Annotated in this window: 24 protein-coding genes; 17 read left to right on the top strand and 7 right to left on the bottom strand. The window is 60.2% G+C overall.

From position 1 onward, the window contains the following. Window positions 1–18 precede the first annotated feature (18 nt). The 7 genes from hmgA to GA0061101_RS11880 all read left to right on the top strand — a co-directional run bounded on the left by hmgA (window position 19) and on the right by GA0061101_RS11880 (window position 7,548). Window positions 19–1,380, top strand: a complete 1,362-nt coding sequence (gene hmgA / locus GA0061101_RS11910) for a homogentisate 1,2-dioxygenase (RefSeq protein WP_047640369.1) — start codon at window positions 19–21, stop codon at window positions 1,378–1,380. Window positions 1,381–1,417: 37 nt separating this feature from the next. Continuing rightward, the gene (locus GA0061101_RS11905) at window positions 1,418–2,443 is read left to right on the top strand and encodes a fumarylacetoacetate hydrolase family protein (protein ID WP_047640370.1); all 1,026 of its coding nucleotides are present in this window, start codon (window positions 1,418–1,420) and stop codon (window positions 2,441–2,443) included. Beyond that, window positions 2,440–3,072, top strand: a complete 633-nt coding sequence (gene maiA / locus GA0061101_RS11900; RefSeq protein WP_092573602.1) for a maleylacetoacetate isomerase — start codon at window positions 2,440–2,442, stop codon at window positions 3,070–3,072. The genes GA0061101_RS11905 and maiA overlap by 4 nt, the downstream gene beginning before the upstream one ends. 388 nt (window positions 3,073–3,460) lie before the next feature. After that, a complete protein-coding gene (locus tag GA0061101_RS11895) occupies window positions 3,461–4,066 on the top strand; it encodes a DUF3455 domain-containing protein (RefSeq protein WP_342587918.1) in 606 nt (201 codons plus the stop codon). Between the two features lie 217 nt (window positions 4,067–4,283). Then, window positions 4,284–5,486: an MFS transporter gene (locus GA0061101_RS11890; RefSeq protein WP_037193019.1), complete on the top strand. Its 1,203-nt coding sequence runs from the start codon at window positions 4,284–4,286 to the stop codon at window positions 5,484–5,486. Between the two features lie 113 nt (window positions 5,487–5,599). After that, on the top strand, window positions 5,600–6,277 hold the full coding sequence (locus tag GA0061101_RS11885; RefSeq protein ID WP_092573601.1) for a FadR/GntR family transcriptional regulator: 678 nt from the start codon (window positions 5,600–5,602) through the stop codon (window positions 6,275–6,277). Then, window positions 6,274–7,548, top strand: coding sequence for a CynX/NimT family MFS transporter (locus tag GA0061101_RS11880; protein ID WP_092573600.1), 1,275 nt, complete (start codon window positions 6,274–6,276; stop codon window positions 7,546–7,548). The genes GA0061101_RS11885 and GA0061101_RS11880 overlap by 4 nt, the downstream gene beginning before the upstream one ends. Before the next feature lie 57 nt (window positions 7,549–7,605). On the opposite strand, the gene GA0061101_RS11875 is transcribed toward GA0061101_RS11880, so the two are convergent. Continuing rightward, window positions 7,606–8,310 carry an SDR family oxidoreductase gene (locus tag GA0061101_RS11875; RefSeq protein ID WP_047558678.1) on the bottom strand — a complete coding sequence of 235 codons (705 nt, stop codon included), beginning with the start codon at window positions 8,308–8,310 and terminating at the stop codon, window positions 7,606–7,608. 528 nt (window positions 8,311–8,838) lie between these two features. Here GA0061101_RS11875 and GA0061101_RS11870 point away from each other — a divergent pair. From GA0061101_RS11870 to GA0061101_RS11860, 3 genes are all read left to right on the top strand, one after another. After that, complete coding sequence (locus tag GA0061101_RS11870; protein ID WP_047558842.1) at window positions 8,839–9,147, top strand: co-chaperone GroES; 309 nt, start codon at window positions 8,839–8,841, stop codon at window positions 9,145–9,147. Window positions 9,148–9,195: 48 nt separating this feature from the next. Beyond that, a complete protein-coding gene (groL, locus tag GA0061101_RS11865) occupies window positions 9,196–10,830 on the top strand; it encodes a chaperonin GroEL (protein WP_092573599.1) in 1,635 nt (544 codons plus the stop codon). A 557-nt stretch (window positions 10,831–11,387) separates the two neighbouring features. Continuing rightward, complete coding sequence (locus GA0061101_RS11860; protein WP_092573598.1) at window positions 11,388–12,428, top strand: fatty acid desaturase; 1,041 nt, start codon at window positions 11,388–11,390, stop codon at window positions 12,426–12,428. Between the two features lie 73 nt (window positions 12,429–12,501). Here GA0061101_RS11860 and GA0061101_RS11855 read toward each other — a convergent pair whose 3' ends face one another. Both GA0061101_RS11855 and GA0061101_RS11850 read right to left on the bottom strand, forming a co-directional pair. Further along, window positions 12,502–13,131 carry a ParB-like protein gene (locus GA0061101_RS11855; protein ID WP_092573597.1) on the bottom strand — a complete coding sequence of 210 codons (630 nt, stop codon included), beginning with the start codon at window positions 13,129–13,131 and terminating at the stop codon, window positions 12,502–12,504. Window positions 13,132–13,211: 80 nt separating this feature from the next. Further along, window positions 13,212–13,760 (bottom strand): cupin domain-containing protein, encoded by a 549-nt coding sequence (locus GA0061101_RS11850; RefSeq protein ID WP_092573596.1) that lies wholly within the window; start codon window positions 13,758–13,760, stop codon window positions 13,212–13,214. A 141-nt stretch (window positions 13,761–13,901) separates the two neighbouring features. Here GA0061101_RS11850 and aptA point away from each other — a divergent pair, with 141 nt between their 5' ends. After that, entirely contained in the window at window positions 13,902–15,236 is a 1,335-nt protein-coding gene (gene aptA / locus GA0061101_RS11845) for an omega-aminotransferase AptA (RefSeq protein ID WP_092573634.1), read from the top strand. A gap of 46 nt (window positions 15,237–15,282) precedes the next feature. Here aptA and GA0061101_RS11840 read toward each other — a convergent pair whose 3' ends face one another. After that, window positions 15,283–15,894, bottom strand: a complete 612-nt coding sequence (locus GA0061101_RS11840) for a TetR/AcrR family transcriptional regulator (protein WP_080760598.1) — start codon at window positions 15,892–15,894, stop codon at window positions 15,283–15,285. Window positions 15,895–16,104: 210 nt separating this feature from the next. Here GA0061101_RS11840 and GA0061101_RS11835 point away from each other — a divergent pair, with 210 nt between their 5' ends. Genes GA0061101_RS11835 through GA0061101_RS11825 form a run of 3 tightly spaced genes read left to right on the top strand, consistent with a single transcriptional unit; the run spans window position 16,105 to window position 19,849 of the window. Then, window positions 16,105–16,581, top strand: coding sequence for a (2Fe-2S)-binding protein (locus GA0061101_RS11835; RefSeq protein WP_037192997.1), 477 nt, complete (start codon window positions 16,105–16,107; stop codon window positions 16,579–16,581). Then, window positions 16,581–17,564 carry an FAD binding domain-containing protein gene (locus tag GA0061101_RS11830; protein ID WP_092573595.1) on the top strand — a complete coding sequence of 328 codons (984 nt, stop codon included), beginning with the start codon at window positions 16,581–16,583 and terminating at the stop codon, window positions 17,562–17,564. Before GA0061101_RS11835 ends, GA0061101_RS11830 begins: the two co-directional genes overlap by 1 nt. Continuing rightward, window positions 17,561–19,849, top strand: coding sequence for a xanthine dehydrogenase family protein molybdopterin-binding subunit (locus tag GA0061101_RS11825; protein WP_092573594.1), 2,289 nt, complete (start codon window positions 17,561–17,563; stop codon window positions 19,847–19,849). Before GA0061101_RS11830 ends, GA0061101_RS11825 begins: the two co-directional genes overlap by 4 nt. Before the next feature lie 47 nt (window positions 19,850–19,896). On the opposite strand, the gene GA0061101_RS11820 is transcribed toward GA0061101_RS11825, so the two are convergent. After that, window positions 19,897–20,619 carry an ArsR/SmtB family transcription factor gene (locus GA0061101_RS11820; protein ID WP_208865000.1) on the bottom strand — a complete coding sequence of 241 codons (723 nt, stop codon included), beginning with the start codon at window positions 20,617–20,619 and terminating at the stop codon, window positions 19,897–19,899. A 154-nt stretch (window positions 20,620–20,773) separates the two neighbouring features. On the opposite strand from GA0061101_RS11820, the gene GA0061101_RS11815 reads away from it, so the two are divergent. Further along, window positions 20,774–21,544, top strand: coding sequence for a metallophosphoesterase family protein (locus GA0061101_RS11815; RefSeq protein ID WP_081938694.1), 771 nt, complete (start codon window positions 20,774–20,776; stop codon window positions 21,542–21,544). 19 nt (window positions 21,545–21,563) lie between these two features. Here GA0061101_RS11815 and GA0061101_RS11810 read toward each other — a convergent pair whose 3' ends face one another. After that, window positions 21,564–22,721, bottom strand: coding sequence for a patatin-like phospholipase family protein (locus GA0061101_RS11810; protein WP_037192987.1), 1,158 nt, complete (start codon window positions 22,719–22,721; stop codon window positions 21,564–21,566). Between the two features lie 35 nt (window positions 22,722–22,756). Next, a complete protein-coding gene (locus GA0061101_RS11805) occupies window positions 22,757–23,503 on the bottom strand; it encodes an acetoacetate decarboxylase (protein ID WP_037192985.1) in 747 nt (248 codons plus the stop codon). A gap of 207 nt (window positions 23,504–23,710) precedes the next feature. On the opposite strand from GA0061101_RS11805, the gene GA0061101_RS11800 reads away from it, so the two are divergent. Both GA0061101_RS11800 and ppk2 read left to right on the top strand, forming a co-directional pair. Further along, the gene (locus GA0061101_RS11800) at window positions 23,711–24,499 is read left to right on the top strand and encodes a 3-hydroxybutyrate dehydrogenase (protein WP_037192983.1); all 789 of its coding nucleotides are present in this window, start codon (window positions 23,711–23,713) and stop codon (window positions 24,497–24,499) included. A gap of 87 nt (window positions 24,500–24,586) precedes the next feature. Beyond that, entirely contained in the window at window positions 24,587–25,501 is a 915-nt protein-coding gene (gene ppk2, locus GA0061101_RS11795; protein ID WP_037192980.1) for a polyphosphate kinase 2, read from the top strand. The last annotated feature ends 24 nt before the right edge of the window (window positions 25,502–25,525 follow it).

The raw sequence follows: 25,525 nt of genomic DNA, 5'->3' as shown, positions 1-25,525 counted from the left end.
TTCGGGAGGAATTGAGCGATGGACCAGACGATATCTAAGACTTCCGACCATGAGGCTCTGGCGGCAAGTAACCTCAAATACATGCCCGGATTCGGCAACGATTTCGAAAGCGAGTCGCTTCCCGGCGCTTTGCCGCAAGGCCAGAACAGCCCCCAGAAATGCAACTACGGTCTTTATGCCGAGCAGCTTTCCGGCTCGCCTTTCACGGCACCGCGCGGGACGAACGAACGGTCCTGGCTCTATCGCATCCGTCCGAGCGTGCGCCATACCCGGCGCTTTTCGAACACCTCCTATCCGCTCTGGAAATCCGCGCCCTGTCTGGACGACCATTCGCTTCCGCTCGGCCAGCTCCGCTGGGGTCCCGTGCCGGTGCCCGACGAGAAGCTGAGCTTCCTCGAGGGAGTGCGGACGATCACGACGGCTGGCGATGTCCTGACCCAGACAGGGATGGCCGCTCATGCCTATGTCTTCAACGAGGACATGGTGGACGATTACGTCTTCAATGCCGATGGCGAATTGCTCGTCGTCCCGCAGATCGGCGCCATTCGAATATTCACTGAAATGGGCGTCATCGATGTCGAGCCCTTGGAAATATGCATCATCCCGCGCGGCATGATGTTCAAGGTGCTGCGCATCGGCGACCAGAAGGTCTGGCGCGGATATATCTGCGAGAACTACGGCGCGAAATTCACGCTGCCGGATCGCGGGCCGATCGGCGCGAACTGCCTGGCAAATCCGCGAGACTTCAAGACACCGGTCGCGGCGTTCGAGGACAAGGAAACGCCTTGCCGCGTGCATGTCAAATGGTGCGGGAAATTCTACGTCACGGACATTGGCCACTCGCCCCTCGATGTGGTGGCCTGGCACGGCAATTATGCGCCTTACAAATACGACCTGCGGACATTCTCCCCGGTCGGCGCGATCCTGTTCGATCACCCCGATCCGTCGATTTTCACGGTACTGACCGCGCCGACCGAAGCAGCGGGCACGGCGAATGTCGATTTCGTGATCTTTCCGCCGCGCTGGCTGGTCGCCGAACACACCTTCCGTCCGCCCTGGTACCACCGCAACATCATGAGCGAATTCATGGGGCTGATCCACGGTCAATACGACGCGAAGGAAGAGGGATTCGTGCCTGGTGGTATAAGCCTGCACAACATGATGCTTCCCCACGGACCGGATGCGTCGGGCTTCGAAAAGGCATCCAATGCGGAACTCAAGCCCGTGAAGCTCGACAATACCATGGCCTTCATGTTCGAGACCCGGTACCCGCAGCAGGTGACGAAATATGCGGCGGAACTGGAAACGTTGCAGGACAATTACCTGGAGTGCTGGGATGGCCTGGAGCGCAGGTTCGACGGCACGCCCGGAATCAAGTGAAGATCGGCCACGCATCCTCTTACGGTGGAACCAGCACATGAAGCTCGCGACTTTGAAAGACTCCACGAGGGACGGGCGGCTTGTCGTCGTCTCCCGCGACCTGACCCGCTGCTCCGAGGTCGGTCATATCGCCCGCACCTTGCAGGCTGCCCTCGACGATTGGGAGCATGTGGCGCCCAGACTCGCGCAGGTTGCCGAGGGTATCGAGACGGGTGCCCAGCCGACGCTGAGGTTCCACGAGCATGACGCCACATCGCCTTTGCCACGGGCCTATCAGTGGGCTGACGGCTCTGCCTATGTCAATCATGTCGAGCTGGTGCGCAAGGCGCGCGGTGCCGAGTTGCCGACAAGCTTCTGGACCGATCCGCTGATGTACCAGGGCGGCTCGGATAGTTTCCTCGCACCGCGCGATCCGATCGTGGCGGCTGACGAGGCCTATGGGATCGACATGGAGGGCGAGGTCGCCGTCATCGTCGGCGACGTCGCCATGGGTTCGGGTCCGGAGATTGCCCGGAGCGCCATCCGCCTGGTGATGCTCGTCAACGACGTGTCGCTGCGCGGCCTCATTCCGCAAGAGCTGGCAAAAGGGTTCGGCTTCTTTCAGTCCAAGCCTGCATCGGCATTTTCTCCGGTCGCGGTCACGCCCGACGAACTGGGGGAGGCGTGGGATGGCGGCAAACTGCATCTCCCCTTGCTCGTGACCTTGAACGGCAAGCCATTCGGCAAGGCGAATGCCGGTGTCGACATGACGTTCGATTTTGGCCAGCTGATCGCCCATGCCGCCAAGACCCGTGACCTTGTGGCCGGAACGATCATCGGCTCGGGAACGGTGTCCAACAAGCTCGACGGCGGTCCGGGCAAGCCGGTCGAGAGCGGCGGTGCCGGCTACTCCTGCATCGCCGAGATCCGGATGATCGAGACCATCGAAAGCGGAGCGCCGAAGACTCCCTTCCTGCGGTTCGGTGACCAGGTCCGCATCGAGATGCACGACCGGGCAGGGCATTCGATCTTCGGGGCAATCGAGCAGAGCGTCGAAAGACATGGGGGATCGGAGCTGCAATGAATGAGGTCGTTCTCTACGACTATTGGCGATCGTCGGCGAGCTATCGCGTCCGCATCGCGCTCAATATGCTCGAGATCGACCATAAGACCGTGTCGATCAATTTGCTGGAAGGTGAACAGAGAGGCCCGGACTATTTGGCGCTCAACCCGCAGGGGCTCGTACCGGCGCTGGTGATCGATGGGAGAACGTTGACGCAGTCGCTGTCCATCATCGAATATCTGGCGGAGCTTCAGCCGGAGTGCGGTTTGATGCCGGCGGATAGTGCAGGCCGCCAGCACGTGCGGGCACTTGCCTACGCGATCGCCATGGACATCCATCCGATATGCAACACGCATGTCGCAGCCTATGTCATGACCATAACGGACAAGGCCGAAGCCCGCGGAGAATGGATGAAGCATTTCATTGCGGATGGACTTCGCAAGCTGGAAGCGATGCTTGGCGAATTCAACGGGGATTTCAGCTTTGGAGATCGGCCGACGATGGCGGACCTTTGCCTTGTCCCGCAAGTCTACAATGCCCGCCGCTGGGGAGTCGATATGACCGACCTCAAGCGCATCGTTGAAATCGATGGCCGGTGCGCCGCACTGCCTGCCTTCCAGGCAGCGCATCCGGACCGCGTGAAACCATAACGTCAGAGCTGTAACGGCGAGAATTCGCCCAGGCTTTTGCGTAGGTCTCGAAATCAAATCGATGGTGGTGTCCGCAGCCAAGGCAGACACCGACCGCCGGCGCGAGAAAAAGAGCCGGGGAGGATGAGCTTCCCGACCGTCAATGACAATAATCTTCTTTTCCACCCCCAGGGCATTGCTCAAAGCGAAACTATTTTCGGTTTCGGCTGAACCTGCGAGCCGGTGCAGCCGCATAATGCGTGCAGGCGCTATATGCTGGATCCGGCACCGGCAGTTTCACTTCGGGGTCACTTTATGGTGTGGGACCACCAGCTTGATCCTGCTCGAATTCAGGACTTGAAATGGGGCGCAGGAATCCTTCGCCGCAGGCGAACCGGACTTGCCTGGGATGAACGAGGAGTATGAGCATATCATGCAGATTCTATATTTTCGCAGATCTGGCGTCGCCACAATCCGGCTTGGCAAGCGACTTCGAAGGATGAAGCTTCTTTCCGTCGGCCTATTCGTGTCTTGTCTGGCAGTCGCAGCATCTATTTCGGCCAACTCTCAGCGAGCCAACGCTGCCGACCTCCCCGCGAATATAGAGGTCAAGGACGCAACGTCAGTTGCAACCGTGCATGCCGAAGGCGTTCAGATCTACGAGTGCAAAACCGGCTCGGACAATAAGATGAGCTGGCAGTTCCGCGAGCCGCTGGCAACGTTGCTGCAGGACGGCACGACCGTCGGGCGCCATTTTGCAGGCCCCGGTTGGGAGTTTGCCGATGGCAGCTCCATCAAAGGCAAGGTCGCGAGCCAGGCTCCAGGTGCCACAAAGAACGACATCGCCATTCTGAGGCTCGATGTCGTCGAACATCGGGGTGATGGAGTGTTGTCGAAGGTGACGGCGGTGCAGCGTCTGGACACGAAGGGCGGCGTATTCTCCGGCGCATGCGACCAACCGGGCGCGATGCATCTTGAACCCTATACAGCCCGCTACGTTTTCCTTGCGAACTGATCGCGTCCGTCAGGCTGCGGCCCCGGTATGGGAGCCAGGTGCACAAGAGCCGCCAATTGCCATCGGGTTTCTGGCGAGGCGTCCTTCCATCCAGCTCCCGATATGCAGCATCGCCAGTGCAGCCAATATTTATTTTTGCACGTTTCCGTCGGGCTCAAACCTGCTAAAAGCCGCTCACCCGCAAGACGGGTGATTTGACAGACCTTCGACACAACCGATGACCCGCCTCATTCCCGAAGTATTCCGCGACCCGACGATCCGGGTGAGCATGCTTGCCATCTTTGCCTTCGGCTTTGCCGGAGCCGCGACATCGCCTTATCAGTCCGTCGTGGGTATTCGCGAACTCGGCCTGAGCAATGGGCTATATTCGGCACTGATCTTTTGTGCGGCTGCGGTCAACGTCATCGTCAGCATTCTGCTGGGAAACCTGGCGGACAGGATCGGTGAATATCGCACGATGATGCTGACGGTCGCGCTCTTCGGCATCCTGGGTTATGGCGCGGTCTACGTCGTTCCCACGCAGGCGACCTTCATTCTCGCCGCATTGTTTCTCCTTCCGATCTACGGTTCCCTCAATTCACTGCTGTTTGCCAATGTCAGGGTCGCGACCAATGGGATGGAGCGCAACAACGTGGCGACCGTAAATTCGGGCGTCAGGGCGATGATTTCGCTATCCTGGGTTCTCGTGCCTGGTATCACCGGGGCGCTGCTCGCAAACTCCGCAAGCATGTTACCCGCCTATCTTTTCGCCGGTTTGGCCTGTGCGGTTTGTTTCGGATTGATTGCGGTTTTCCTTCCCCGCCAGAGCGGCACCGACAAGGCGGCAACGCGCCATCTCTCCTATCTCGCGGCACTCGGCGAGGTCATCTCGCCGCCGGTTTTTGTGCGGGTGATCGCGGTGGCTTTGATCAGCAGCACGCTTCATGTCAATGGTGCCATTCTGCCTCTCATCGTCACCGGTGCCGCCCACGGCTCCGTCGCCGATATCGGCGTGCTCGTCGGGATCGTTGCGCTTCTGGAAGTCATATTCATCGTCGTGTGGGGACGCGCCCAACGGATCATGAGCCATGTGACAGCGCTGGCCCTCGGCACGGTCATCTATGTCGTTTACCTGCTGTTGCTCGGGTTGGCATCGGCGCCCTGGCACGTCTATGCGCTGACCCTTATCAGCGGCATCGGAGCGGCTGCCCTCATCAGCATTCCCATCACCTATCTGCAGGATCTGATCGCCGAGCGTCCGGGGCTCGGCAGCGCCCTCATATCGGTCAATATTTTCCTCAGCGCCGGCCTGAGCGCCCTCCTGTTTGCGCTCGGAACCGCTACGAGCAGCTATTCGGGAACGGCAGTCATCGGAGCGGTTGCCGGCGTGGTCGGACTTGCCATGCTGCTCTTCTTTGATGGCGCCAGGCGGCGCGGATAGGCGCAGGCGCGCTTCCCTTGTTCGACGACCTGGCAGCAGCCAGGACATTTGTTGACGACACCTCGTCATTCGATTAGTCATTAAGTCATCTGATGACTTGATGAGATGTGATCATGCGCGCCCTGACCAAAACCACGCTCGCGGAAACAGCGGTCGAAGCAATCCGCGGCGAAATCATTGCAAGGCGATGGCGTGTCGGCGAGAAATTGCCCAATGAGGCTTCTCTCTCATCCATGCTTTCCGTCAGCCGCGGCACCATCCGCGAGGCAGTCCGGGTGCTGGCGTCTCAAGGCTATATCGAGACACGACAGGGATCCGGCACCTACGTGCGCTCGACGATCAACCTCGGCCGCCCTTTCGACATGGCGCGCCGGGCCGGGCTCCGGGACCAGTTCGAAGCGCGTTTGGCGCTCGACGTCGAGGCTGCACGCCTGGCCGCTCTGCGACAGACGCCGGAGGTGATTTTGCAATTGCGTGCGCTGCTGAAGGCGCGAGGAAACTATGATGGCGGAGACAAGACCGCATTTATCGAGCGAGACCTCGCCTTCCACAAGGCGGTGATCGCGGCGTCGCAGAACAGGGCGATGATCGAGATCTACGAATTCTTTTCCGTGTCGATCGCCGAGACCATCGAGGCGACGCTCGGCGAGGATCTTCCTGAGCCGGATATGCAAGCGCATGTCGCAATCATCGATGCCATTGAAGCAGGTGATCCGGAAGCGGCAGGTTCTGCCGTGCGCCGCTTCATGGCTCCGGTTGTCGCCACCCTCGATCGGTTGCTGATGTCATGACCGCGCCTTCGCAGAATGCCGCTTCTCTTGAACTGATCGATGCCGAGGCCGATGAAATCCCGCCACCGCAGGCGCATCGGGGCAAATCGCCAATCGGCAGATTTCTTCTCGGCACAAGCCTTGTGCTGATTGCGTTCAATCTCCGGCCGGTCTTCTCGAGCGCCTCGGCGCTATTGCCCGAAATCCGAAGCGGGCTTGGCCTTACCGCATTCGGCACGAGCATCCTCACCACATTGCCTGTCGTTTGCATGGGCCTGTTTTCACCGCTCGCGCCAAGACTGGCGCAGCGATTGGGGACAGAGCGCGTGCTGCTCGGCGTGATTCTCCTCCTTGCGCTCGGCACGGCGTTACGCGGCATTTCCTCTATCTCCCTGCTGTTCTTCGGGACGGCCTTGACCGGCGCCTGCATAGCGATCGGCAATGTTCTCTTGCCGGGCGTGGTCAAGCGTGATTTTCCGGACAAGGCGGCCCTGATGACGGGCTGCTACACAATGGCTCTGTGCGCGGGCGCGGCGAGTGCAGCCGGACTCACGCTTCCGATCGAGCATATTCTTGGCGGGTCGCTCGGCGGCGCGCTTGCGGCCTGGGCCTTGCCGGCCCTCGTGGTCGGGCTTCTGTGGCTGCCGCAGGTGATTGGATCGGGCACCCAAGCGCGGCGCACCGGCTTCCGCGTCATGGGCCTATGGACTGATGCCGTCGCCTGGCAGGTAACGCTCTTCATGGGGCTACAATCGGCGCTTGCCTATTGCGTCTTCGGCTGGCTGGTCCCAATTCTGCGCGAGCGTGGCCTCGATGGCGTGACGGCCGGCGCAATCGTGTCGGTTTCAGTCATGGTGCAGGCGGCTTCGTGTCTTGTGGCACCTCACATCGCCGTCAGGGGCAAGGACCAGCGGGCCATCAACGCCATTCTTTGCGCGGTCGCGGTCACGGCGCTGCTGGGCCTGCTCTTCGCGCCGCTCTGGACGGTATGGTTCTGGGCCGTGCTCCAGGGTGTCGGGCAGGGAGGGCTGATCGCGGTGGCGCTGACCGTGATCGTGCTGCGCTCGCCCGACCCGCACGTCGCCGCGCATCTGTCCGGCATGGCGCAGTTCATAGGCTACCTGCTTGCCGCAATCGGGCCGCTCGTCGTCGGCATGATCCACGGTTGGACGGGAAGTTTCGCCTGGTGTTCGGTTCTGTTCGTCCTGCTTGGTCTCGGCGCCGCCATCAATGGCTGGTTTGCCGGCCGCGCCATCAACGTCAATGCCACGATGATAGAAACCGGCACGTAGTTCGGACTACGTGCTGACCCGACTGGAACGAGGGGCGGTTTCGACGGCCGGCAGGCCTCATATGGAGCGGGTTAGTCCGCCATCGACCTTGAGGTTCTGGCCGGTGATGTAGCCTGCGCCATCGGATGCGAGGAACGCGATCGTGGCGGCAATCTCCGAACTCGTGCCGTAGCGCTTCATCGGCACGCCGTCGCGGCGCTCTTCGGTTGCCGGCAAGCTGTCGATCCAGCCCGGCAGTACATTGTTCATGCGGACATTATCCGCCGCATAGGTATCCGCGAAAATCTTGGTATAGGCGGCAAGGCCGGCACGGAAAACGGCTGATGTCGGAAACATCGCCGATGGTTCGAAGGCCCAGGCCGTGGAGATGTTGATGATCGCGCCCGACTTTTGCGCCTGCATGATCGGGGTGACCAGACGAACGGCGCGGATCACGTTCATCAGATAGACGTCAAGGCCTGTGTGCCATTGTTCGTCGGTGATCTCGATGATCTGTGCCCTGGGTCCGTGGCCGGCACTATTGACCAGCACGTCGATACGACCCCACTTCTCCATCGTCGCGTCGGTCAGGCGTTTGAGATCGTCGTTCGACTGATTCGAACCGGTGATGCCGATGCCGCCGAGCGACGCCGCAAGGGCCTCTCCCTTGCCGGAGGATGAAAGGATCGCAACCCTGAATCCATCGGCGGCAAGGCGCTTGGCGGCTTCCGCACCCATGCCGCTGCCGCCCGCCGTGATGATTGCTACTTTTTCTATCGACATGCCGTGAGCCTCTCTCTGTTCGTTTGCGGGCAAGGAAGATTGCCTGACTTTTATGAGTCAAATAGCATTTCAGGCGCGCTGGCACCAACCAGTTGCGTTTTTATTTGAGATGAAGATCCGTTTTGCGGGTGCTCATCCTGACCGCGGTCAAGGTTCCGCCCAACCACCAAAAGGGCGGCCGTGACGATCGTCCGTTACAATTGCTCATGGACGAACGGGCGGCTGTCGAAAGCGCTGCCGAAGCATCTTCCCATACCCGGCCGCGTCCGCAGCAAACTGATATGCGAAGCACCGATCGATATTTATCTCAGAAAAAATCCGGTTAGTTGAAATAAAAACTCATTCGTCATTACAATGGAGCCGGTAATTTTCATCAGAATTGCCCATACAATTCTATGGAATCATAGACGCCATTCTCGTATGATTTTATTCTCCAAATAATATTCGTTGGCACTCCTATCAATCGAGTGCCAAGAATGTTATTTTATGGTTGCAGCCGCCCTATGCGCCGGCCGCAGAAAGATCTTTATGCTATTTCGCCCGCTGCACGACCGCGTCGTCATCCGACGCGCCGAAGGTGATATCAAATCCAAGGGCGGGATCATCATTCCCGATACCGCCAAGGAAAAGCCGCAGGAAGGTGAAGTGATCGCCGTCGGTCCCGGTTCCCGCGACGAAAATGGAAGGCTGATCCCGCTCGACGTCAAGACTGGCGATACGATCCTGTTCGGCAAATGGTCGGGAACCGAGGTCAAGATCAATGGTGAAGACCTTCTGATCATGAAGGAGGCCGACATTATGGGCATCATCGAGAACGCCGTCGACAAGGCTGCCTGATCCACCGAATTTAGCTCCTTTATCTCAAGACTGAACAGGGCAAAGACAATGTCTGCCAAGCAAATCATTTTTTCTACCGACGTCCGCGACCGATTGCTTCGTGGCGTGGAATTGCTGAACAATGCCGTCAAGGTGACGCTCGGTCCCAAGGGCCGCAACGTCGTCATCGACAGACCCTATGGCGCTCCGCGCATCACCAAGGATGGCGTATCGGTCGCCAAGGAAATCGAGCTTGAAGACAAGTTCGAGAACATGGGCGCGCAGCTGGTGCGCGAGGTGGCTTCAAAAACCAACGACCTTGCCGGCGACGGTACCACGACGGCGACCGTGCTCGCCGCGTCCATCTTTCGCGAGGGTGCCAAGCTGGTTGCCGCCGGGATGAACCCCATGGACCTCAAGCGCGGCATCGATCTCGGTGTCACCGCCGTGCTTGCGGAAATCAAGGCGCGCGCCACCAAGGTCAAGTCCTCAAGCGAGATCGCGCAGGTCGGCACGATCGCCGCCAATGGCGATGCCAGCGTTGGCGAGATGATCGCCAAGGCCATGGAAAAGGTCGGCAACGAAGGTGTCATCACCGTCGAGGAGGCCAAGACGGCTGAGAACGAACTCGATGTCGTCGAGGGCATGCAGTTCGACCGCGGCTATCTCTCGCCCTATTTCGTCACCAATGCCGAAAAGATGCGCGTGGAACTGGAGAACCCCTATATTCTCATTCACGAAAAGAAGCTCGGCAATCTGCAGGCGATGCTTCCGATCCTCGAGGGTGTGGTGCAGAGCGGCACACCGTTGCTGATCATCTCGGAAGATGTTGAAGGCGAAGCGCTGGCGACATTGGTCGTCAACAAGTTGCGGGGCGGCCTCAAGGTCGCTGCCGTCAAGGCGCCGGGTTTCGGCGACCGCCGCAAGGCCATGCTGGAAGACATCGCCGTCCTGACGGCCGGACAGATGATCTCCGAGGATCTCGGCATCAAACTGGAGAACGTCACACTCGATATGCTCGGCCGTGCCAGGCGCGTGCTGATCGAGAAGGATACCACGACGATCATCGATGGCTCTGGCGATAAAGCCGCCATCGAGGCACGTATCAAGCAGATCAAGGCGCAGATCGCGGAGACGACCTCAGACTACGACAAGGAAAAGCTGCAGGAGCGGCTGGCAAAGCTCACCGGCGGCGTTGCGGTGATCCGCGTCGGTGGCTCGACCGAGATCGAAGTCAAGGAAAAGAAGGACCGCATCGACGATGCCCTGAATGCCACCCGTGCGGCGGTCGAGGAAGGCATCGTGGCCGGCGGCGGCGTCGCGCTCTTGCGTGCGAAAGCGGTCCTCATTGGGCTCACCGGCGAAAACGCCGACGTGACGGCGGGCATCGCGATCGTGCGCAGAGCACTGGAAGCGCCGATCCGGCAGATCGCCGACAATGCCGGTGTCGAAGGTTCGATCGTCATCGGAAAACTTGACGACAGCGAGGATCCTAATGAGGGCTTCGACGCGCAGACGGAAACCTATGTCGATATGATCGAAGCCGGCATCATCGATCCGGCCAAGGTCGTGCGGACCGCGTTGCAGGACGCCGGCTCGATTGCGGCGCTTCTGATCACCGCCGAAGCCATGATCGCCGATATTCCCGCCAAAGAACTTGCCCAAAACATCGGAAATGGCGCCATGGGCAATATGGGATATTGAGAGCAGTGCCTGAAGCGCTCGGCCAGTTTGGCCGGGCGGTATTTTCGCCATTTTGAGTGGTAATATCACTCCGTTGAGCGAACAGGCATTATGTGGTTGCTCGCAATGCGGGCCTCCAAATACTCTGGGGTAGTCGTTCGAGGACATCACATTCGAGCGGCTGCCGTTCCACTAGCTGATATCAACCTCAAGAAGGATCGCATCGATGGCCAAGGGACAAGTGAGAGGCAACCGCGAGGTTCGCAAACCGAAACAGGAAAAGCCTGCCGCAAAGGTAGAGAGTACGTTCGCAAGTCAGATCAAGGTCGCGACAAAGAACAATCCGCCGAGCGGTAAAGGCAAGAGCTGAGCTCGATCGGGAATTATTGTCAGGTGCCGGCAGCCAGGCACCACGTGAATGGCCATGCGAGGACGTGGTCGAGAAACTCAGGAGACACGACAACGATGAATGTTCTTCAGGCGATCTATCGCTTCGATTATTTGCTGCTCCCAATCGGTTCAGCTGCTGTGATAGCTCTTGCCTTGTTGGCATTCATTGCGGCTCAGGGAGTTGTCTTTTGAGTGAGGCCATCGACCACGACCCATCTGCGCCTCTTTTCGACGAAAAGGCATGGCTCAAAATCCTCGCCCGGTATCGCCAGCCACGTGCCAGACGCAGCCTTATCGAACTCGCGGTGACGGCCATCCCATTTGCGCTGTTGTGGGCCGGGACATGGGCAGCCGTTTACTTTGGCTTCTGGTTGGGCCTTATCCTCATCATTCCCGCGTCTGCGTTTCTTCTGCGTCTGTTCATGATCCAGCATGATTGTGGCCACGGTTCTTTCTTTGCGCGCCGGCGCATCGATGACTGGACCGGCCGCGCTATCGGCGTCCTGACGTTTACACCCTATGACTATTGGCGCAGGGCGCATGCGGAGCATCATGCCTCGGCGGGGAACCTCGACGAACGCGGCGTCGGCGACATAACCACGCTGACCGTTGAGGAATACAGTAGCCGGTCATGGCGCGGGCGGCTTGCCTACCGACTTTACAGGCACCCGGCGATCATGTTCGGCATAGGCCCGGCATGGCTGTTCCTGTTCAAGCAACGGTTGCCTTTCGGCATGATGCGATCCGGCCTTTTGCCCTGGGTATCCACCATGGCGACAAACCTGGCCATTGCAATCGCCTCCGCTTTGCTCATCTGGGCAATCGGCATCCTGCCCTTCCTCTTGGTGCATCTGCCGATCGTCCTGCTGGCGGGAGCCGCCGGCATATGGCTCTTCTATGTGCAGCATCAGTTCGAAGAAACCCATTGGTCGAAAGAGCCTGAATGGCGGTTTCAACACGCGGCGCTTCATGGCGCGTCGTACTATGATCTGCCGCTGATCCTGCGCTGGATCACCGGCAACATCGGCATTCATCACATTCATCATCTGTCGAGCAGGATACCCTACTACAGGCTTCCCGAAGTGCTCAAAGACCATCCGGAACTGGGTGATATAGGCCGGATCACCATGATGGAGAGCCTGCGCTGCGTAAAACTGGTTCTCTGGGATGAACAGAACCAGCGCCTCATTTCGTTTCGCGATGCGACAAAGCTGCGACGCTCCAGATAGGCGCGGGGCAGGTCCACACGAAGCTTGACGCAGTCTCAAACTGGCCAGCGTTACGCCTTGATTTCAGCTTCAGTCATTCGGCAATCGATCCACACCAGCCCGGCAGGTAATCCGCCTCCCTGCCTTTGGCGAGCGCGAGCGACCTTTCCAGTGCGGCGTCGAAATCTCGGTCGACGTCCTTCCGCTTCAGGCGGCGGCGCAGGAAATCCGCCCAGAGAAATTCGCTGAAAGGGGTCGTGTCCTTGGCGTAGCCGCCATGCCGGCGCAGTTCGCCCGCCAGCGAACGATAAGGGTCATCGACCAGATCCTTGATGCTTTTCGGGATGGCTTCGTAGCCGCGTCGTTTGCCGTCTTCGTCGAACGGATGCATCCAGTCATGGCAATCCATCACGAACCAGAAGGAATCCTGATCAAGCCGTGAGAGATCGGCCACCGTCGTGACCAGAATGTCCCTCACGCCCTCCTCATGAAGCGCAAGCGACAGGTGATGATGGTCAATGACATAATATCGCCCGCGTGGCCCACGGATTGCCGGCACCATGTGGTTTCCCAGGAACTCTCCGGCCTTTTCATCTTCAGCCTCTGCTTTCGCGCGCCAAGCCTTTCGCTTGGCTTTCACCTCGCGCATGCCGACGGTGATCTGGGTAGGCCGCAGCTCCTCGATCGGAACTGGATGCAGGATCGGTTCACGCAGCATAACCATTTGGAAGTTCTCCGCGAAGGTGGCATCAGCGGAGCGTAGCATGAGCTGCGAGTTGGACAAATTGGTCCTGATAATAGCGATCAGAAGCTTGGGGGCGTGCACGCGCTGATGACGTCGCAGGGAACCGGGCCGACGCAGCGGAAGCGATGCGGCCGGCGGCTTTCGAAATAATAGGCGTCGCCCGGTCCAAGAACGCGCCGCTCGTCATCGACGGTCACCTCCAGGCGGCCTGATAGCACGATGCCGCCTTCTTCTCCGTCATGGATCAGCGGCACTTTGCCGGTGTCAGCTCCCGGCTGGTAGCATTCTTTCAGGATTTGGAGACTACGTCCGAACAGGTTTTCGCCGATCTGGCGATAGGAGATCGGGCCTTTGCCGATCTCGACCAGTTCCTCGGCGGCATAGAAAGCCTGCTTCGGCCTATCCGGCTCGAAGGCAAAGAACTCGGCAAGGCCGATCGGGATGCCATCCAGGATGCGCTTGAGGGCGCCGACCGAAGGGTTGGCCGAGTTGGACTCGATAAGCGAAATGGTCGAATTGGTCACGCCGGCGCGCTTGGCGAGCTCGCGCTGGGAAAGATTGCGTGCGAGACGCAGATGGCGAAGGCGGTTGCCGATGTCGACGGACATAGTTTCACCTTTTCAGATGTTCGAAATATCGCAAACTTTACTATCCGCTCCAATAAAATCAATGCGTTGTAGTCATAAAGAAAAGGGCTTGTTCGAAACAGGGAAATCGCTGATGTCAATGTCAGCGCAATGGAGGCGACGATGGATAAGATCACTCACCCCAATACTCCGGTTCTTGACAATTTCTGGATGCCGTTCACGGCGAACCGCCAGTTCAAGGCGGCACCTCGGCTGTTGGCCGCGGCAGACGGCATGTATTACACCGATGTCGACGGCAACAAGGTGCTTGACGGCACCGCCGGCCTCTGGTGCGTGAATGCGGGTCACGGCCGCAAGAAGATTGCCCATGCGGTGGAACGCCAGCTTGCCACCATGGACTTCGCACCGACCTTCCAGATGGGGCACCCGATCGCCTTCGACTTTGCCGCCAAACTGGCCCAGCATGCGCCGGGCGGCCCGGCCGCGAAACTTGACCGCATCTTCTTTACCGGTTCCGGTTCAGAATCCGTCGATACCGCGCTCAAGATCGCCATCGCCTATCAACGCGCCATCGGTCAGGGGACGCGTACGCGCATTATCGGTCGCGAAAAAGGCTATCACGGCGTCGGCTTCGGCGGCATCTCGGTCGGCGGCCTGGTCAACAACCGCCGCGTCTTTCCTCAGATCCCCGCCGATCACATGCGCCACACGCTCGATACCGAGCGCAACGCCTTCAGCAAGGGTCTGCCGGCCCATGGCATCGAACTGGCCGAGGATCTGGAGCGGCTGGTCGCGCTGCATGGCGCTGAGACTATCGCCGCCGTCATCGTCGAGCCGATGTCCGGCTCGGCGGGTGTCATTCTGCCGCCGAAGGGCTATCTGGAGCGACTCCGGGCGATCGCCGACAAGCATGGCATCCTGCTGATCTTCGACGAGGTGATCACCGGCTTCGGTCGCCTGGGCACGCCCTTTGCGACCGACTATTTCGGCGTCGTTCCCGATCTCATCACGACAGCCAAGGGCATCACCAACGGCACGATACCGATGGGCGCGGTCTTTGCGAGCCGCAAGGTCCATGATGGTCTGATGATCGGTCCGGACGATCAGATCGAACTCTTCCACGGCTACACCTATTCGGGGCATCCAGTCGCCTGCGCGGCCGGTCTCGCAACCATGGAAATCTATGAGGAAGAGGGGCTGCTCACCCGCGCCAGCGAATTGGCGGACGACTGGCAGAATGCGCTGCATTCGCTGAAGGGCCTGCCGCATGTCGTGGATATCCGCAATCTCGGCCTCGTCGGCGCAGTGGAACTCGCATCGCGTGAAGGTGCGCCGGGCGCCCGTGCCTATGATGTCTTTGTCGACTGCTTCCAGAAGGGGCTTTTGATTCGAGTGACCGGCGACATCATCGCATTGTCTCCGCCGCTGATCATCGAACGCGGTGAGATCGGCACCATTGTCTCGATGCTCGGCGACGCGCTGAAGCGAGCCGCCTGACGTTCAATGGGCGGACCGCGGCCGGCCGCTTGATGTGGCCGGCTGCCTATTTGTGGCAGCGCAATCCGTCCATCAACAATCCGATCAGCCGGTGGGAGCGATCGCGCCAATCGGCTGCATCGGGGATGGAATAGATGCTGGAGAGTGCGTGCAGCACATCCATGGTTTCCATGTCCTTCCGGATCAGGCCCTGTTCGGCTGCCTTCTCCAGAAGGCTGCCCAAAGCGCCGCGCAGCAGGCCGGAGCTGTCCGCGAACAATGACGAATTCGACGTCATCAGGATGCGCAGGCTGTTCGACATCCCCCGCTTCGTGGCGATATAGTTCACGAACCGCCGCATCCATTCTTCCAGTGCCGCGTCCGGCGCATATTTTTGGGAAAGCTCGATGGCCGCAGCAGCAAGGCCTTCGAGTTCGCGTCGATAGACGACCTCAACCAGATGTTCCCGCGTCGGGAAATGCCGATAAAGCGTGCCGATGCCGACGCCGGCCTGCCGGGCTATATATTCCAGCGAGGCTTCCGCTCCTTTTTGCGCGAAGGCGTCGGCGGCGACTTCTATCAACCTGTCGCGGTTGCGGCGAGCATCCGCACGCAGCTTGGTCGGCGCCAACGATATTGTCCTCTGCTCGGCCAAGGCCAGGTGAAGCTCCCATCGCATCAGGGCTTGACGAAAACAAACAAGCCGCTAGTTTAATCGGAGGCGCCTCCGTTTATCTGGAGCGCCTTCCACTTCTTAATCTAGATGAGTGCCAGATGTCATGCCGAAATGCATCGGCGTCGTTTTCCATGAAAATGATGGAGTAGCTGGCCGACCGGACTCGTCTAGATTTCGAACGTCTCATTCTCGTGACGATGGCAGGAGCTTATCATGACACGATCCATTCATATTGCGCTCGATATTAACGGGCAGCGACACGAGCTCGACGTCGAGCCGCGCGTCACACTGCTCGACGCGCTGCGTGAGCATCTGACGCTGACGGGCACCAAGAAGGGCTGCGACCAGGGCCAGTGCGGGGCCTGCACCTGCCATGTCGATGGCAGGCGTGTTCTCTCCTGTCTGACGCTCGCCGCACAGGTGGAGGGGCGCCAGATCACCACGATCGAGGGTCTGGCCGGTGAAGCCGGCGATCTGCACCCGATGCAGGCGGCATTCATCGAGCATGATGCCTTCCAGTGCGGCTACTGCACGCCGGGCCAGATCATGTCGGCAGTTGCCTGCATCCGCGAGGGTCATGCGGGTTCCGACGCCGAAATCCGCGAATACATGTCCGGCAATCTCTGTCGGTGCGGGGCCTACAACAGCATCGTCGCGGCGGTGCGCCAAGCAGCGGCGGAGGCAGCGTAATGCGGGATTTCTCCTATATTCGCGCCGCATCCGCCAGCCAGGCCGGCAGTGCCGCGCAGCAGTCGGGTGCCATGTTTCTGGCCGGCGGGACGACGTTGCTCGATCTTGCAAAATGCGGTGTGAGCGAGCCTGAAACGGTCATCGATATCACCCATCTTTCCGGCATGAGCGGCATCACCGTCGATACGGCCGGTGCCAGGATCGGCGCGCTCGCCAGAATGAGCGAAGTGGCCGACCACGGGGATATTCAGGCAGCATTCCCGGCGGTTTCGCAATCGCTTTCGCTTGCCGCCTCCGCCCAGCTCCGCAACATGGCGACGATCGGCGGCAACCTTTTGCAGCGGACCCGCTGTTCCTATTTCCGTGATCCCGGCGCCTTTCCGGCCTGCAACAAACGCAATCCCGGTTCCGGGTGCGCGGCGATCGGCGGCATCACGCGCAATCATGCCGTGCTCGGCACGAGCGAGGCCTGCATCGCTTCCTATCCCGGCGATCTTGCGGTCGCTCTGGTTGCCTTCGATGCGGTTGTCGAGCTCGATGGCCGCAAGGTGGCCGTCGACGATTTCTTCCTTGCGCCCGGCAATACGCCGGATAGGGAGACCGTATTGCAACGCGGCGAAATGATCACCGCCATCAGCATTCCGGCCTCCGCTGCCGCCGTGAATTCGACCTACATCAAGGTCCGCGATCGCCAGTCTTATGAATTCGCCGCCGCGAGCGCTGCCGTCGGCCTCGAACTGGAGGCGGATGGCAAGACCGTCCGCGATATCCGCGTAGCACTCGGCGGCGTCGCTACCAAGCCGTGGCGCGCGCGCTCCGTGGAACAGGCGCTCATCGGCAAGGCTCTCGACGCTGATATCGTCGAAAAGGCAAGCCGGCTCGCCATGGAGGGCGCCGTCTCGCATGGCGGCAACCACTACAAGATCGAACTCGCGCCGCGCGTCGTTACCCGCGCCATTTTGAAAATGGGAGGTCTTGCATGACCATGATGGAACCTCGCAAACACGGCGATGCCTCAGATGGCACCGTCGGCGGCCGTCAGTCACGTTTCGAAGGCAGCATGAAGGTCACGGGTACTGCGACCTACGCGCTGGAATACCCGTTCGAGAACCTGGCCTATGCCGTTCTCATCCAGAGCACGATCCCGGCCGGTCGTGTCCTGAAGGTCGACATTTCGGATGCGCTTGCGATGCCGGGCGTGCTCCTGGTGCTGACGCCGGAGGATGATCTGGGTCTCAAGCTCGGGGCAGACTGGGGCGGTAACAAGCCCGCGGAAGGACCATACTATCCGCTGCCGCGTGAGGTGCAGTTCAATGGCCAGTCGATTGCCGCCGTCGTGGCCGAGAGCCGTGAACAGGCAACGGAAGCAGCCGGGCTTGTGCGGGTCACCTACGAGGAAAGCAAATACGTCGCCAACCTCAACGACCCGAATGCCGGCGAGGGCAAGCTCATGGACGCGCTCTCCTCCGCCTGGGGCGATGCCAAGGCGGCGCTTGCCGCATCGCCGGTCCGGATCGAGGCCGAATATTCCACGCCGCGCGAATATCACGTCGCGATGGAGCCGCACGGCCTGACGGCGAAATGGGATGGCGAGCAGCTGACCATCTGGGAGCCGAGCCAATGGTCGCACGGCATGGCGCGCATGTATTCCGAATGGTTCGACATGCCCTATGAAAATGTGCGGATCATCTCGCCCTTCATCGGCGGCGGCTTCGGATCGAAGGGGCAGCCGCTTGCCTATGGCGCTGTCGCGGTCGCGGCTGCAAGAAAGCTCGGCCGGCCGGTGAAGCTCGCGGTCACGCGTCCGCAGAATTTCACCAGCTATGGCGGCCGTGCTGGGACGAAACAGCAGATCGCACTTGGCGCCACCGAAGATGGTATCCTGCAGGCGATCGTTCATCGCGGCGCCAGCGAGACGTCCGTCTACGCGGACTGGCCGGAGCAGACGGGGGCGGCAACCTCGATCCTCTACAAGGTCGAGAATTTCTCCTCGCAGCATCGCATCGTGCCGGTCAACAGCGTGACGCCAGGCGCCCTGCGCGGGCCGGGCAAGAATCCGAGTGCCTACGGCATCGAATGCGCGATCGAGGAGCTTGCCTACAAGCTCGGTATGGACCCGCTTGAACTCCGGCTGAAGAACTATGCCGACCACGACTACCAGTCCGGCAAGCCGTGGTCGACTCGGCAGCTGCGCGAGGCATTGACCAAAGGAGCTGAGGCCTTCGGCTGGTCGCGGCGCAGCCATGCGCCACGGTCCATGCGCGACGGCAAGACCCTGATCGGCTGGGGTATCGGCTGCGGAACCTTCCCCGTCATTCGGGCACCGAGCGAGGCGATGATCCGCATTCTTTCCAGCGGCAAGGTCGAGGTCATCAGCGGCGCCATCGATATGGGGCAGGGGACCTATACGATCCTTGCCCAGAGTGCGGCTGAAGTCTTCGGCATTCCGGTGGATCAGGTCGAAGTCCATCTCGGCGATTCACGGCTGCCGGGTTCGGCAATTGCCGGTGGCTCGATGCTGGCCGGCTCGATCATGGGGGCCGTCCATAAGGCCGCAGTTGCCGCGCGCGATGAGCTTATCGGCCTTGCGCTCAGCGATGCCAATTCGCCGTTCCGCGATACGGGGGCGAATACGCTGAACTTCGTCGAAGGTCGCATCGCCGCGCCGCGCGGCGAAGCCCCTTCACTCACGCTGGCGGAACTGATGTTCGCGCTCAAGCGCGAGGAGATCGAGGTTCGTCGCAATACCTTGCCTGAAGGCGCGAGCGCCCAGGAGCAGGTGCAGGCCTGGACGACCATGGCCAAGGTGCAGGGACCGACGATGGGCGATTATTCCATGCACAGCTGGTGCGCCCATTTTGCCGAGGTGCGGGTCGACGAGGATTTCGGCACGGTGCGGGTGTCCCGCATGGTATCGGCCTTCGATTGCGGCCGGCTCTACAATCCGCGGCTGGTCGAGAGCCAGTGGCGGGGCGGCATCATCATGGGCATCGGTCAGGCACTCCTCGAGGAAGGATTGGTCGACATGCGCAACGGGCGAACCGTCAACAACAATGTGGGCGATTACCTCGTGCCGACGAATTCGGACATACCGGATCTGCAGGTGATCTCGGTCGGTGTACCTGACCACAATGCCTCGGCGCTCGGCGGCAAGGGTGTGGGCGAAGTCGGCATTGTCGGCGTCGCGCCTGCCATCGCCAATGCGGTGTTCCATGCGACCGGCAAGCGGATCCGCGACCTGCCCATTACGCTGGAAAAACTTCTCTAGCGGCGGGTTGATATAGGGCGGCAAGGGCGGAGCCTGGGCTCCGCCCGCTATACGGTATGATCACCGGATACCCTCAATATCTGCTCCTCAATGCCGAAATGCTTTTTCAGCCCTGTCCATCCCATAGGCGTGACCTCGACGGCGCGGGACGACTTTGCGCGTCGTATCCACCCCTTGGTGCAAAGAAGATCGGTGAATCGAACGCCGAGCGGGCCGGCGAGATGGTATTGCCGCTCCGTCCAGTCGAGGCATTGCCGGGCGAGACCGCGTCGGCCCGGCTTGACCGCCGCGACCTCGAGGCCAACGCATGCAAACCATTCCGCGCCGGCTTGCGTTACCTCGAATTGTTTATCGGATGCCGCAACGAGAAAGCCTCGCTCTTGCAGCCCGCAGGCGACCGCCACGCCGACGCGGCCGGCCAGATGGTCGTAGCAGCAGCGCGCAAACTGGAGTTTTTGTGCGTCATGCGTGAGCGCTCTTCGGCGGACAGGTTCCCTCGGTCCTATGGAGGCGAGGTTTTCGAGAACAAGGGCCACATGAGAGCCGGCCAGGCGATAGTAACGGTGACGCCCTTCCGTTTCGACCGTTAGCATGCCGCCCGCCAGCAGTTTGCTCAGATGCGAGCTGGCCGTCTGCGCGGTCACGCCGGCGCAATAGGCGAGCTCACCAGCCGGCCGCGCGCGTCCGTCGAGCAATGCGGTGAGCATGACGGCGCGAGCGGAATCAGCAATCAGAAAGGCTGCGGCGGCAATATTCGGCTGTTGGTTCATCATCATGGCTCCTGAGGTCAGCTGCCATCTTAGCAGGAAAGATGTTCGCACGCTTCGACACGGGTCGAAGCATCGAGTTGGGTCGGCATCATAGGTTGCGGTGTTAGATCACGACTCTGAACACCACAGCATCTTCTCGAATTGAGGTCCGGCAATGACCAGAACTGTTATCGCTCACTTAACCGACGCTCACCTCGGCCAGAAACTGACGATGGGAGCCGAAATGGCCGGCACCAAAATGCGCTATCTCGACGAGCCTCGAGAGCATGAGGACCATCTTCGGCTAGTTCTCGACGATATCGCCGGCAAGGGCATCTCTGATGTCGTATTTGGTGGCGATATCGGGACGCAGGAATCGGTTGGGGGTTTTTTCGAGATTCTGGGCGGCTATGATTTCAAAGTGTCCATCATCCTCGGCAACCACGATACCTATCCCAACGTCGTGCAACATTGTCGCATGGACGATGGTGCCGTCGAAGGAAAGATGTGCTTTTCACACAATAACGGACATCTGAAACGCATCTTTCTTGATTCGTCCGATAACGTGCTGGGCGACGATCAGCGCGCCTGGCTTGCCCGTGAACTCGATGGCGTAAGCAAGGCAGCGCTCTTTGTGCATCATCCGGTCCTTGCGATCGATACGCCCCTGGAGCAGGCTGGCGTCGCCTTGCGTGACCGGGATGAGGTTAAGACGCTGCTTCTTTCCCGCACCGATTGCGAGCTATCGGTATTTTGCGGTCATTACCACATGATAGACGAGGTCCGCCAAGCGAATATCAGCCAGTTCGCCACGCCGGCTGTTTCCTACCAAATCATTAGGCATTCCGACCCGCTTCGGGTGGATACCGACGCGTTCGGCTATCGGATCGTGGAAATCGATGACGCCCGGATCAGAACGGAAGTCGTGATGCTCACGAGCGCATAGGCACCAAAACGGTGCCGTCTCAGACTGGGTCTTCGCGATGCAGGTCGTGGATCGCAACGGCGTCGTCGCCGAGGGGCGGCAGCAGCCATTCGGTATGGCGCAGTGTGCGCTTGGTGTCCTCGAGGCCCATGTCCCAATGTTCGCGCATCGAGGTGCCGGAGAATTCATAGTCCTTGGCGTGGCCCTCGTAGTTCTTGTGCTGATAGATCAGGTGGACGATGTTGACGACGCCGGCATCGGAATAGTCGATGATCAACTCTTCCTCTTCCGGGGTCAGCTGGTCCTTCGGGACGCGCTTCAGAGCGCCGAGCAGCTTCATCTTCAGCCCGTGGATACGCTTGAAATTGTCGGTGTTCTGCCGGGTGCGGCTTGAATACATGATGTCCTTGTGGCGCGACAGCACGTCCGGCATGCTGCGCGGCAACACGCCGCGGGCGCTGAACAGATCGACCTGGAATACCAGCGAGCTGCGATCCTCGTCCTGGTCGAGCAGATATTGCAGCGGAGTATTGGAGACGATGCCGCCGTCCCAATAATATTCACCTTCTATGCGGACGGCCGGCAAGGCGGGCGGCAGCGCGCCGCTCGCCATGATGTGTTCCGGTTCGATGCGCAGATTGTCGGTGTCGAAATAGACGAAGTTGCCCGTCCTGACATTGACCGCGCCGACGCTGAAGCGCTTCTTGCCGTCGTTCAGCACGTCGAAATCGATCAGCATCTCCAGCGTTTTCTTCAGGTCGGCGGAATCATAGAAGCTGGTAGCGCCCTCTGCGCCCGGCAGTTCGAGCCATGGATTGGGGAAGCGCGGCTTGAAGAAGCCGGGCTGCCCCATCGTCATGGTCATCCATGAGCTGGTGCGGTTGCGGATGTCGCGGAAGACGTCGCCTTCCGGCGTGTAGGCCCAGATCTTGCGGCCGGAAATGATCTGCCAGAACTGTTCGAGGCGCTGCAGGCGGTGGCGCGGCTCGTTGCCGGCGATGATGGCCGCGTTGACGGCGCCGATGGACACGCCGGAAAGCCATGTTGGCTCGCATCCCGCCTCCGCCAGAGCCTGATAGACGCCAGCCTGATAGGCACCGAGCGCGCCGCCGCCCTGAAATACCAGGGCGACACGATCATATTGCGCGGCAATTTCCGGGATTGTCGGCACTGCGGCTTTGGCGTTTCGTTCGAGCACGGTGCATCTCCAGCAAAGGGAAAGATAAGGCTCTGTTACCTGCGCTCGGCGAGATAGTCGTGAACGACTTCGCCGAGCCCGAGCGTCAGATCCGCGGTGAAATGGACGGCCGAGACCACTTCCAGAACCGGCAGCCGTGCCACGTCCGCCATCACATGCGGCCTGAGATCGAGGGCGGCGGGCGAAGTCCAGGCTTCCTTGATGGTGATATCGGTCAGGTAGTAGCGCACGAGCTCGCAGATGCGCGGCGTGGCGTCGACATGCGGCACGATCTTGATCAGGAAATTGGGCTCGGACAGAGCGGCAAGCAACGGTGCCTGCTCTACCGGCTTGTGCTTGTAGCCCATCGTTCCCGTCGCGCACAGCACGCTGCCGTAATGCAGCGTGCCGACGATGACCTCGCCTTCGTTGACGATCTTTGGATTGGCGAGTTTCTTCGGGAAGCCCCAGATCTCGCGGCCGCCGGTGATCGGCGCATCGTCGTCCAGATACATGGAATGGACGTAGCCGCCAGCCTGGCCCCGATATCTGACCGGGATGACCTGCCCGGTCTCCGTATAGTCGCCGAAGCCGGTGGAGTCGGGCATGCGGATGAATTCGTATTTCACCAGCGGCTCGTCGATTTCGAGCGGCTCCGGCACCACGGCCTGCAGTGCCTCGCGAGTGGTGCGATAGGTTATGATGATGTATTCGCGATTGAAAAACCGATAGGGTCCGGGAGGATAGGAAGGATTGGTCAGCGGCATCGCATAGGCATGCTTCAGAATGTCTTCGACCTTCATCGCATTTTTCCACAGTTGGAGAAAACCGCCGGGCGCAGCGGCGAAAACTTGCATGGTTGCATGACAGTGAAATGTCAGTTGCCGGATAGTTGCCGCCGACTGGCCGTCGGATCTGTTATCAAAGCGACATATGACACTGGCAGTGTGCGCTCATCTCGGCGTTTTCCATTTACTCAACCATGTCATAGAGATTGCGGGAGTTGCATTATGGGTTCGTTGACTTCGAAGAATGCGCTGGTCACTGGTTCGACGAGCGGCATCGGGCTTGCGATTGCGCGCGCCTTTGCCGCCGAAGGTGCGAACGTTACGATCAACGGTCTCGGCGATGCCGACGCGATCGAGAGGGAACGCGCAGCGATCGAAGCCGATTTCGGCGTGAAGTGCCGCTATTCCGGCGCCAACATGATGAACGGCGAGGAAGTGACCTCAATGGTGCGCGATGCCGAGGAAGCCTTTGGCAGCCTCGATGTTCTCGTCAACAATGCCGGCGTCCAGTTTGTCGCCCCGATCGAGGAATTCCCGGATGACAAATGGGAAGCGATCATCCGCATCAATCTTCTGGCCGCCTTCTATGCGATCAAGGCCGCCATTCCCGGCATGAAGGCCCGCAAGTGGGGCCGCATCATCAACACGTCCTCGGCGCATGCGCTGGTCGCCTCGCCTTTCAAGTCGGCCTATGTCTCGGCCAAGCACGGGATCACCGGCCTGACCAAGACGATCGCCTTGGAAGCTGCGCAGGATGGCGTCACCGTCAATGCGATCGCGCCGGGTTACGTCTGGACGCCGCTGGTCGAAAAGCAGATCCCAGAGACGATGAAGGCACGCAACATGACGGAAGAGCAGGTCAAGCACGACGTGCTGCTCGCCGCCCAACCGACGAAGGAATTCGTCACCGTGGATGAAATTGCCGCTGTCGCCGTATTTCTGTGCAGCGACGCCGCCAAGCAGATCACCGGCACGACGCTTTCCGTCGATGGCGGCTGGACTGCCGAGTAATACCGCGACTTGAGTGAGCGCGAGCGCGCTGGCTCCTTCCGGTCGAATATTTCAACATCAATAGGAAAACAGAGCAGGAAGCGCGCAATGACCGAAGAGACCCAGGATCGGCTCAACCGCATCAAGGACGAGATTGTCGATAGCTTCGACGAAGAACTGGAGATGCAGCTCGAGGAAGATCGCCTGGACGAGCTGGTTGCCGAGGGGATGGGTGACGAGACCGGCCCCTCGCTCGACCGCAGGATCTATTTCCGCGAGCTCTTTCGCCTCCAGCACGAACTCGTGCGCCTGCAGGACTGGGTGCAATACAAGAAGCTGAAGGTTGTCGTGCTGTTCGAGGGCCGCGATTCCGCCGGCAAGGGCGGCGCCATCAAGCGGGTCACGCAGCGCCTCAATCCGCGCGTCTGCCGCGTGGTCGCGCTGCCGGCGCCGTCGGAGCGCGAGCGTCATCAATGGTATTTCCAGCGCTACACGGCCCATCTGCCGACCGCCGGCGAAATGGTGCTGTTCGACCGCAGCTGGTATAACCGCGCCGGCGTCGAGCGCGTCATGGGTTTCTGCACATCGGAGGAGCTCGAAGAATTTTTCCGCTCTGTTCCCGATTTCGAGCGCATGCTGGTGCGCTCTGGCATCATCCTCATCAAATACTGGTTCTCGATCACCGACGAGGAGCAGGAATTCCGTTTCGGCATGCGCATTCAGGATCCGCTGAAACAATGGAAACTGTCGCCGATGGACCTCCAGAGCCGCGTGCACTGGGAGGAATATACCAAGGCCAAGGAAGAGATGCTGGAACGTACTCACATTCCGGAAGCGCCGTGGTGGGTCGTGCACGCCGTCGACAAGAAGAAGGCGCGCCTCAACTGCATCGCGCATCTCCTCACCCAGATCCCCTATGAAAATGTGCCGAAGCCGGAAATCATCCTGCCCGAGCGCATGCGCAATGCCGACTATCATCGCACGCCGGTGCCGCTGGAAATGTACGTGCCGGAGATCTATTGATACGATGAAGCGATGACGGTCCCG

The sequence above is a fragment of the Martinezella lusitana genome (assembly GCF_900094565.1).
GTDB lineage: Bacteria > Pseudomonadota > Alphaproteobacteria > Rhizobiales > Rhizobiaceae > Rhizobium > Rhizobium lusitanum.
This window is presented reverse-complemented; position numbering and strand designations above follow the sequence as displayed.

What these genes read in the sequence shown, in the direction of transcription:
- hmgA (WP_047640369.1), top strand. Translation starts at nt 19, where the DNA reads ATGGACCAGACGATATCTAAGACTTCCGACCATGAGGCTCTGGCGGCA.
- GA0061101_RS11905 (WP_047640370.1), top strand. Translation starts at nt 1,418, where the DNA reads ATGAAGCTCGCGACTTTGAAAGACTCCACGAGGGACGGGCGGCTTGTC.
- maiA (WP_092573602.1), top strand. Translation starts at nt 2,440, where the DNA reads ATGAATGAGGTCGTTCTCTACGACTATTGGCGATCGTCGGCGAGCTAT.
- GA0061101_RS11895 (WP_342587918.1), top strand. Translation starts at nt 3,461, where the DNA reads ATGAACGAGGAGTATGAGCATATCATGCAGATTCTATATTTTCGCAGA.
- GA0061101_RS11890 (WP_037193019.1), top strand. Translation starts at nt 4,284, where the DNA reads ATGACCCGCCTCATTCCCGAAGTATTCCGCGACCCGACGATCCGGGTG.
- GA0061101_RS11885 (WP_092573601.1), top strand. Translation starts at nt 5,600, where the DNA reads ATGCGCGCCCTGACCAAAACCACGCTCGCGGAAACAGCGGTCGAAGCA.
- GA0061101_RS11880 (WP_092573600.1), top strand. Translation starts at nt 6,274, where the DNA reads ATGACCGCGCCTTCGCAGAATGCCGCTTCTCTTGAACTGATCGATGCC.
- GA0061101_RS11875 (WP_047558678.1), bottom strand. Translation starts at nt 8,310, where the DNA reads ATGTCGATAGAAAAAGTAGCAATCATCACGGCGGGCGGCAGCGGCATG.
- GA0061101_RS11870 (WP_047558842.1), top strand. Translation starts at nt 8,839, where the DNA reads ATGCTATTTCGCCCGCTGCACGACCGCGTCGTCATCCGACGCGCCGAA.
- groL (WP_092573599.1), top strand. Translation starts at nt 9,196, where the DNA reads ATGTCTGCCAAGCAAATCATTTTTTCTACCGACGTCCGCGACCGATTG.
- GA0061101_RS11855 (WP_092573597.1), bottom strand. Translation starts at nt 13,131, where the DNA reads ATGGTTATGCTGCGTGAACCGATCCTGCATCCAGTTCCGATCGAGGAG.
- GA0061101_RS11850 (WP_092573596.1), bottom strand. Translation starts at nt 13,760, where the DNA reads ATGTCCGTCGACATCGGCAACCGCCTTCGCCATCTGCGTCTCGCACGC.
- aptA (WP_092573634.1), top strand. Translation starts at nt 13,902, where the DNA reads ATGGATAAGATCACTCACCCCAATACTCCGGTTCTTGACAATTTCTGG.
- GA0061101_RS11840 (WP_080760598.1), bottom strand. Translation starts at nt 15,894, where the DNA reads ATGCGATGGGAGCTTCACCTGGCCTTGGCCGAGCAGAGGACAATATCG.
- GA0061101_RS11835 (WP_037192997.1), top strand. Translation starts at nt 16,105, where the DNA reads ATGACACGATCCATTCATATTGCGCTCGATATTAACGGGCAGCGACAC.
- GA0061101_RS11830 (WP_092573595.1), top strand. Translation starts at nt 16,581, where the DNA reads ATGCGGGATTTCTCCTATATTCGCGCCGCATCCGCCAGCCAGGCCGGC.
- GA0061101_RS11825 (WP_092573594.1), top strand. Translation starts at nt 17,561, where the DNA reads ATGACCATGATGGAACCTCGCAAACACGGCGATGCCTCAGATGGCACC.
- GA0061101_RS11820 (WP_208865000.1), bottom strand. Translation starts at nt 20,619, where the DNA reads ATGAACCAACAGCCGAATATTGCCGCCGCAGCCTTTCTGATTGCTGAT.
- GA0061101_RS11815 (WP_081938694.1), top strand. Translation starts at nt 20,774, where the DNA reads ATGACCAGAACTGTTATCGCTCACTTAACCGACGCTCACCTCGGCCAG.
- GA0061101_RS11805 (WP_037192985.1), bottom strand. Translation starts at nt 23,503, where the DNA reads ATGAAGGTCGAAGACATTCTGAAGCATGCCTATGCGATGCCGCTGACC.
- GA0061101_RS11800 (WP_037192983.1), top strand. Translation starts at nt 23,711, where the DNA reads ATGGGTTCGTTGACTTCGAAGAATGCGCTGGTCACTGGTTCGACGAGC.
- ppk2 (WP_037192980.1), top strand. Translation starts at nt 24,587, where the DNA reads ATGACCGAAGAGACCCAGGATCGGCTCAACCGCATCAAGGACGAGATT.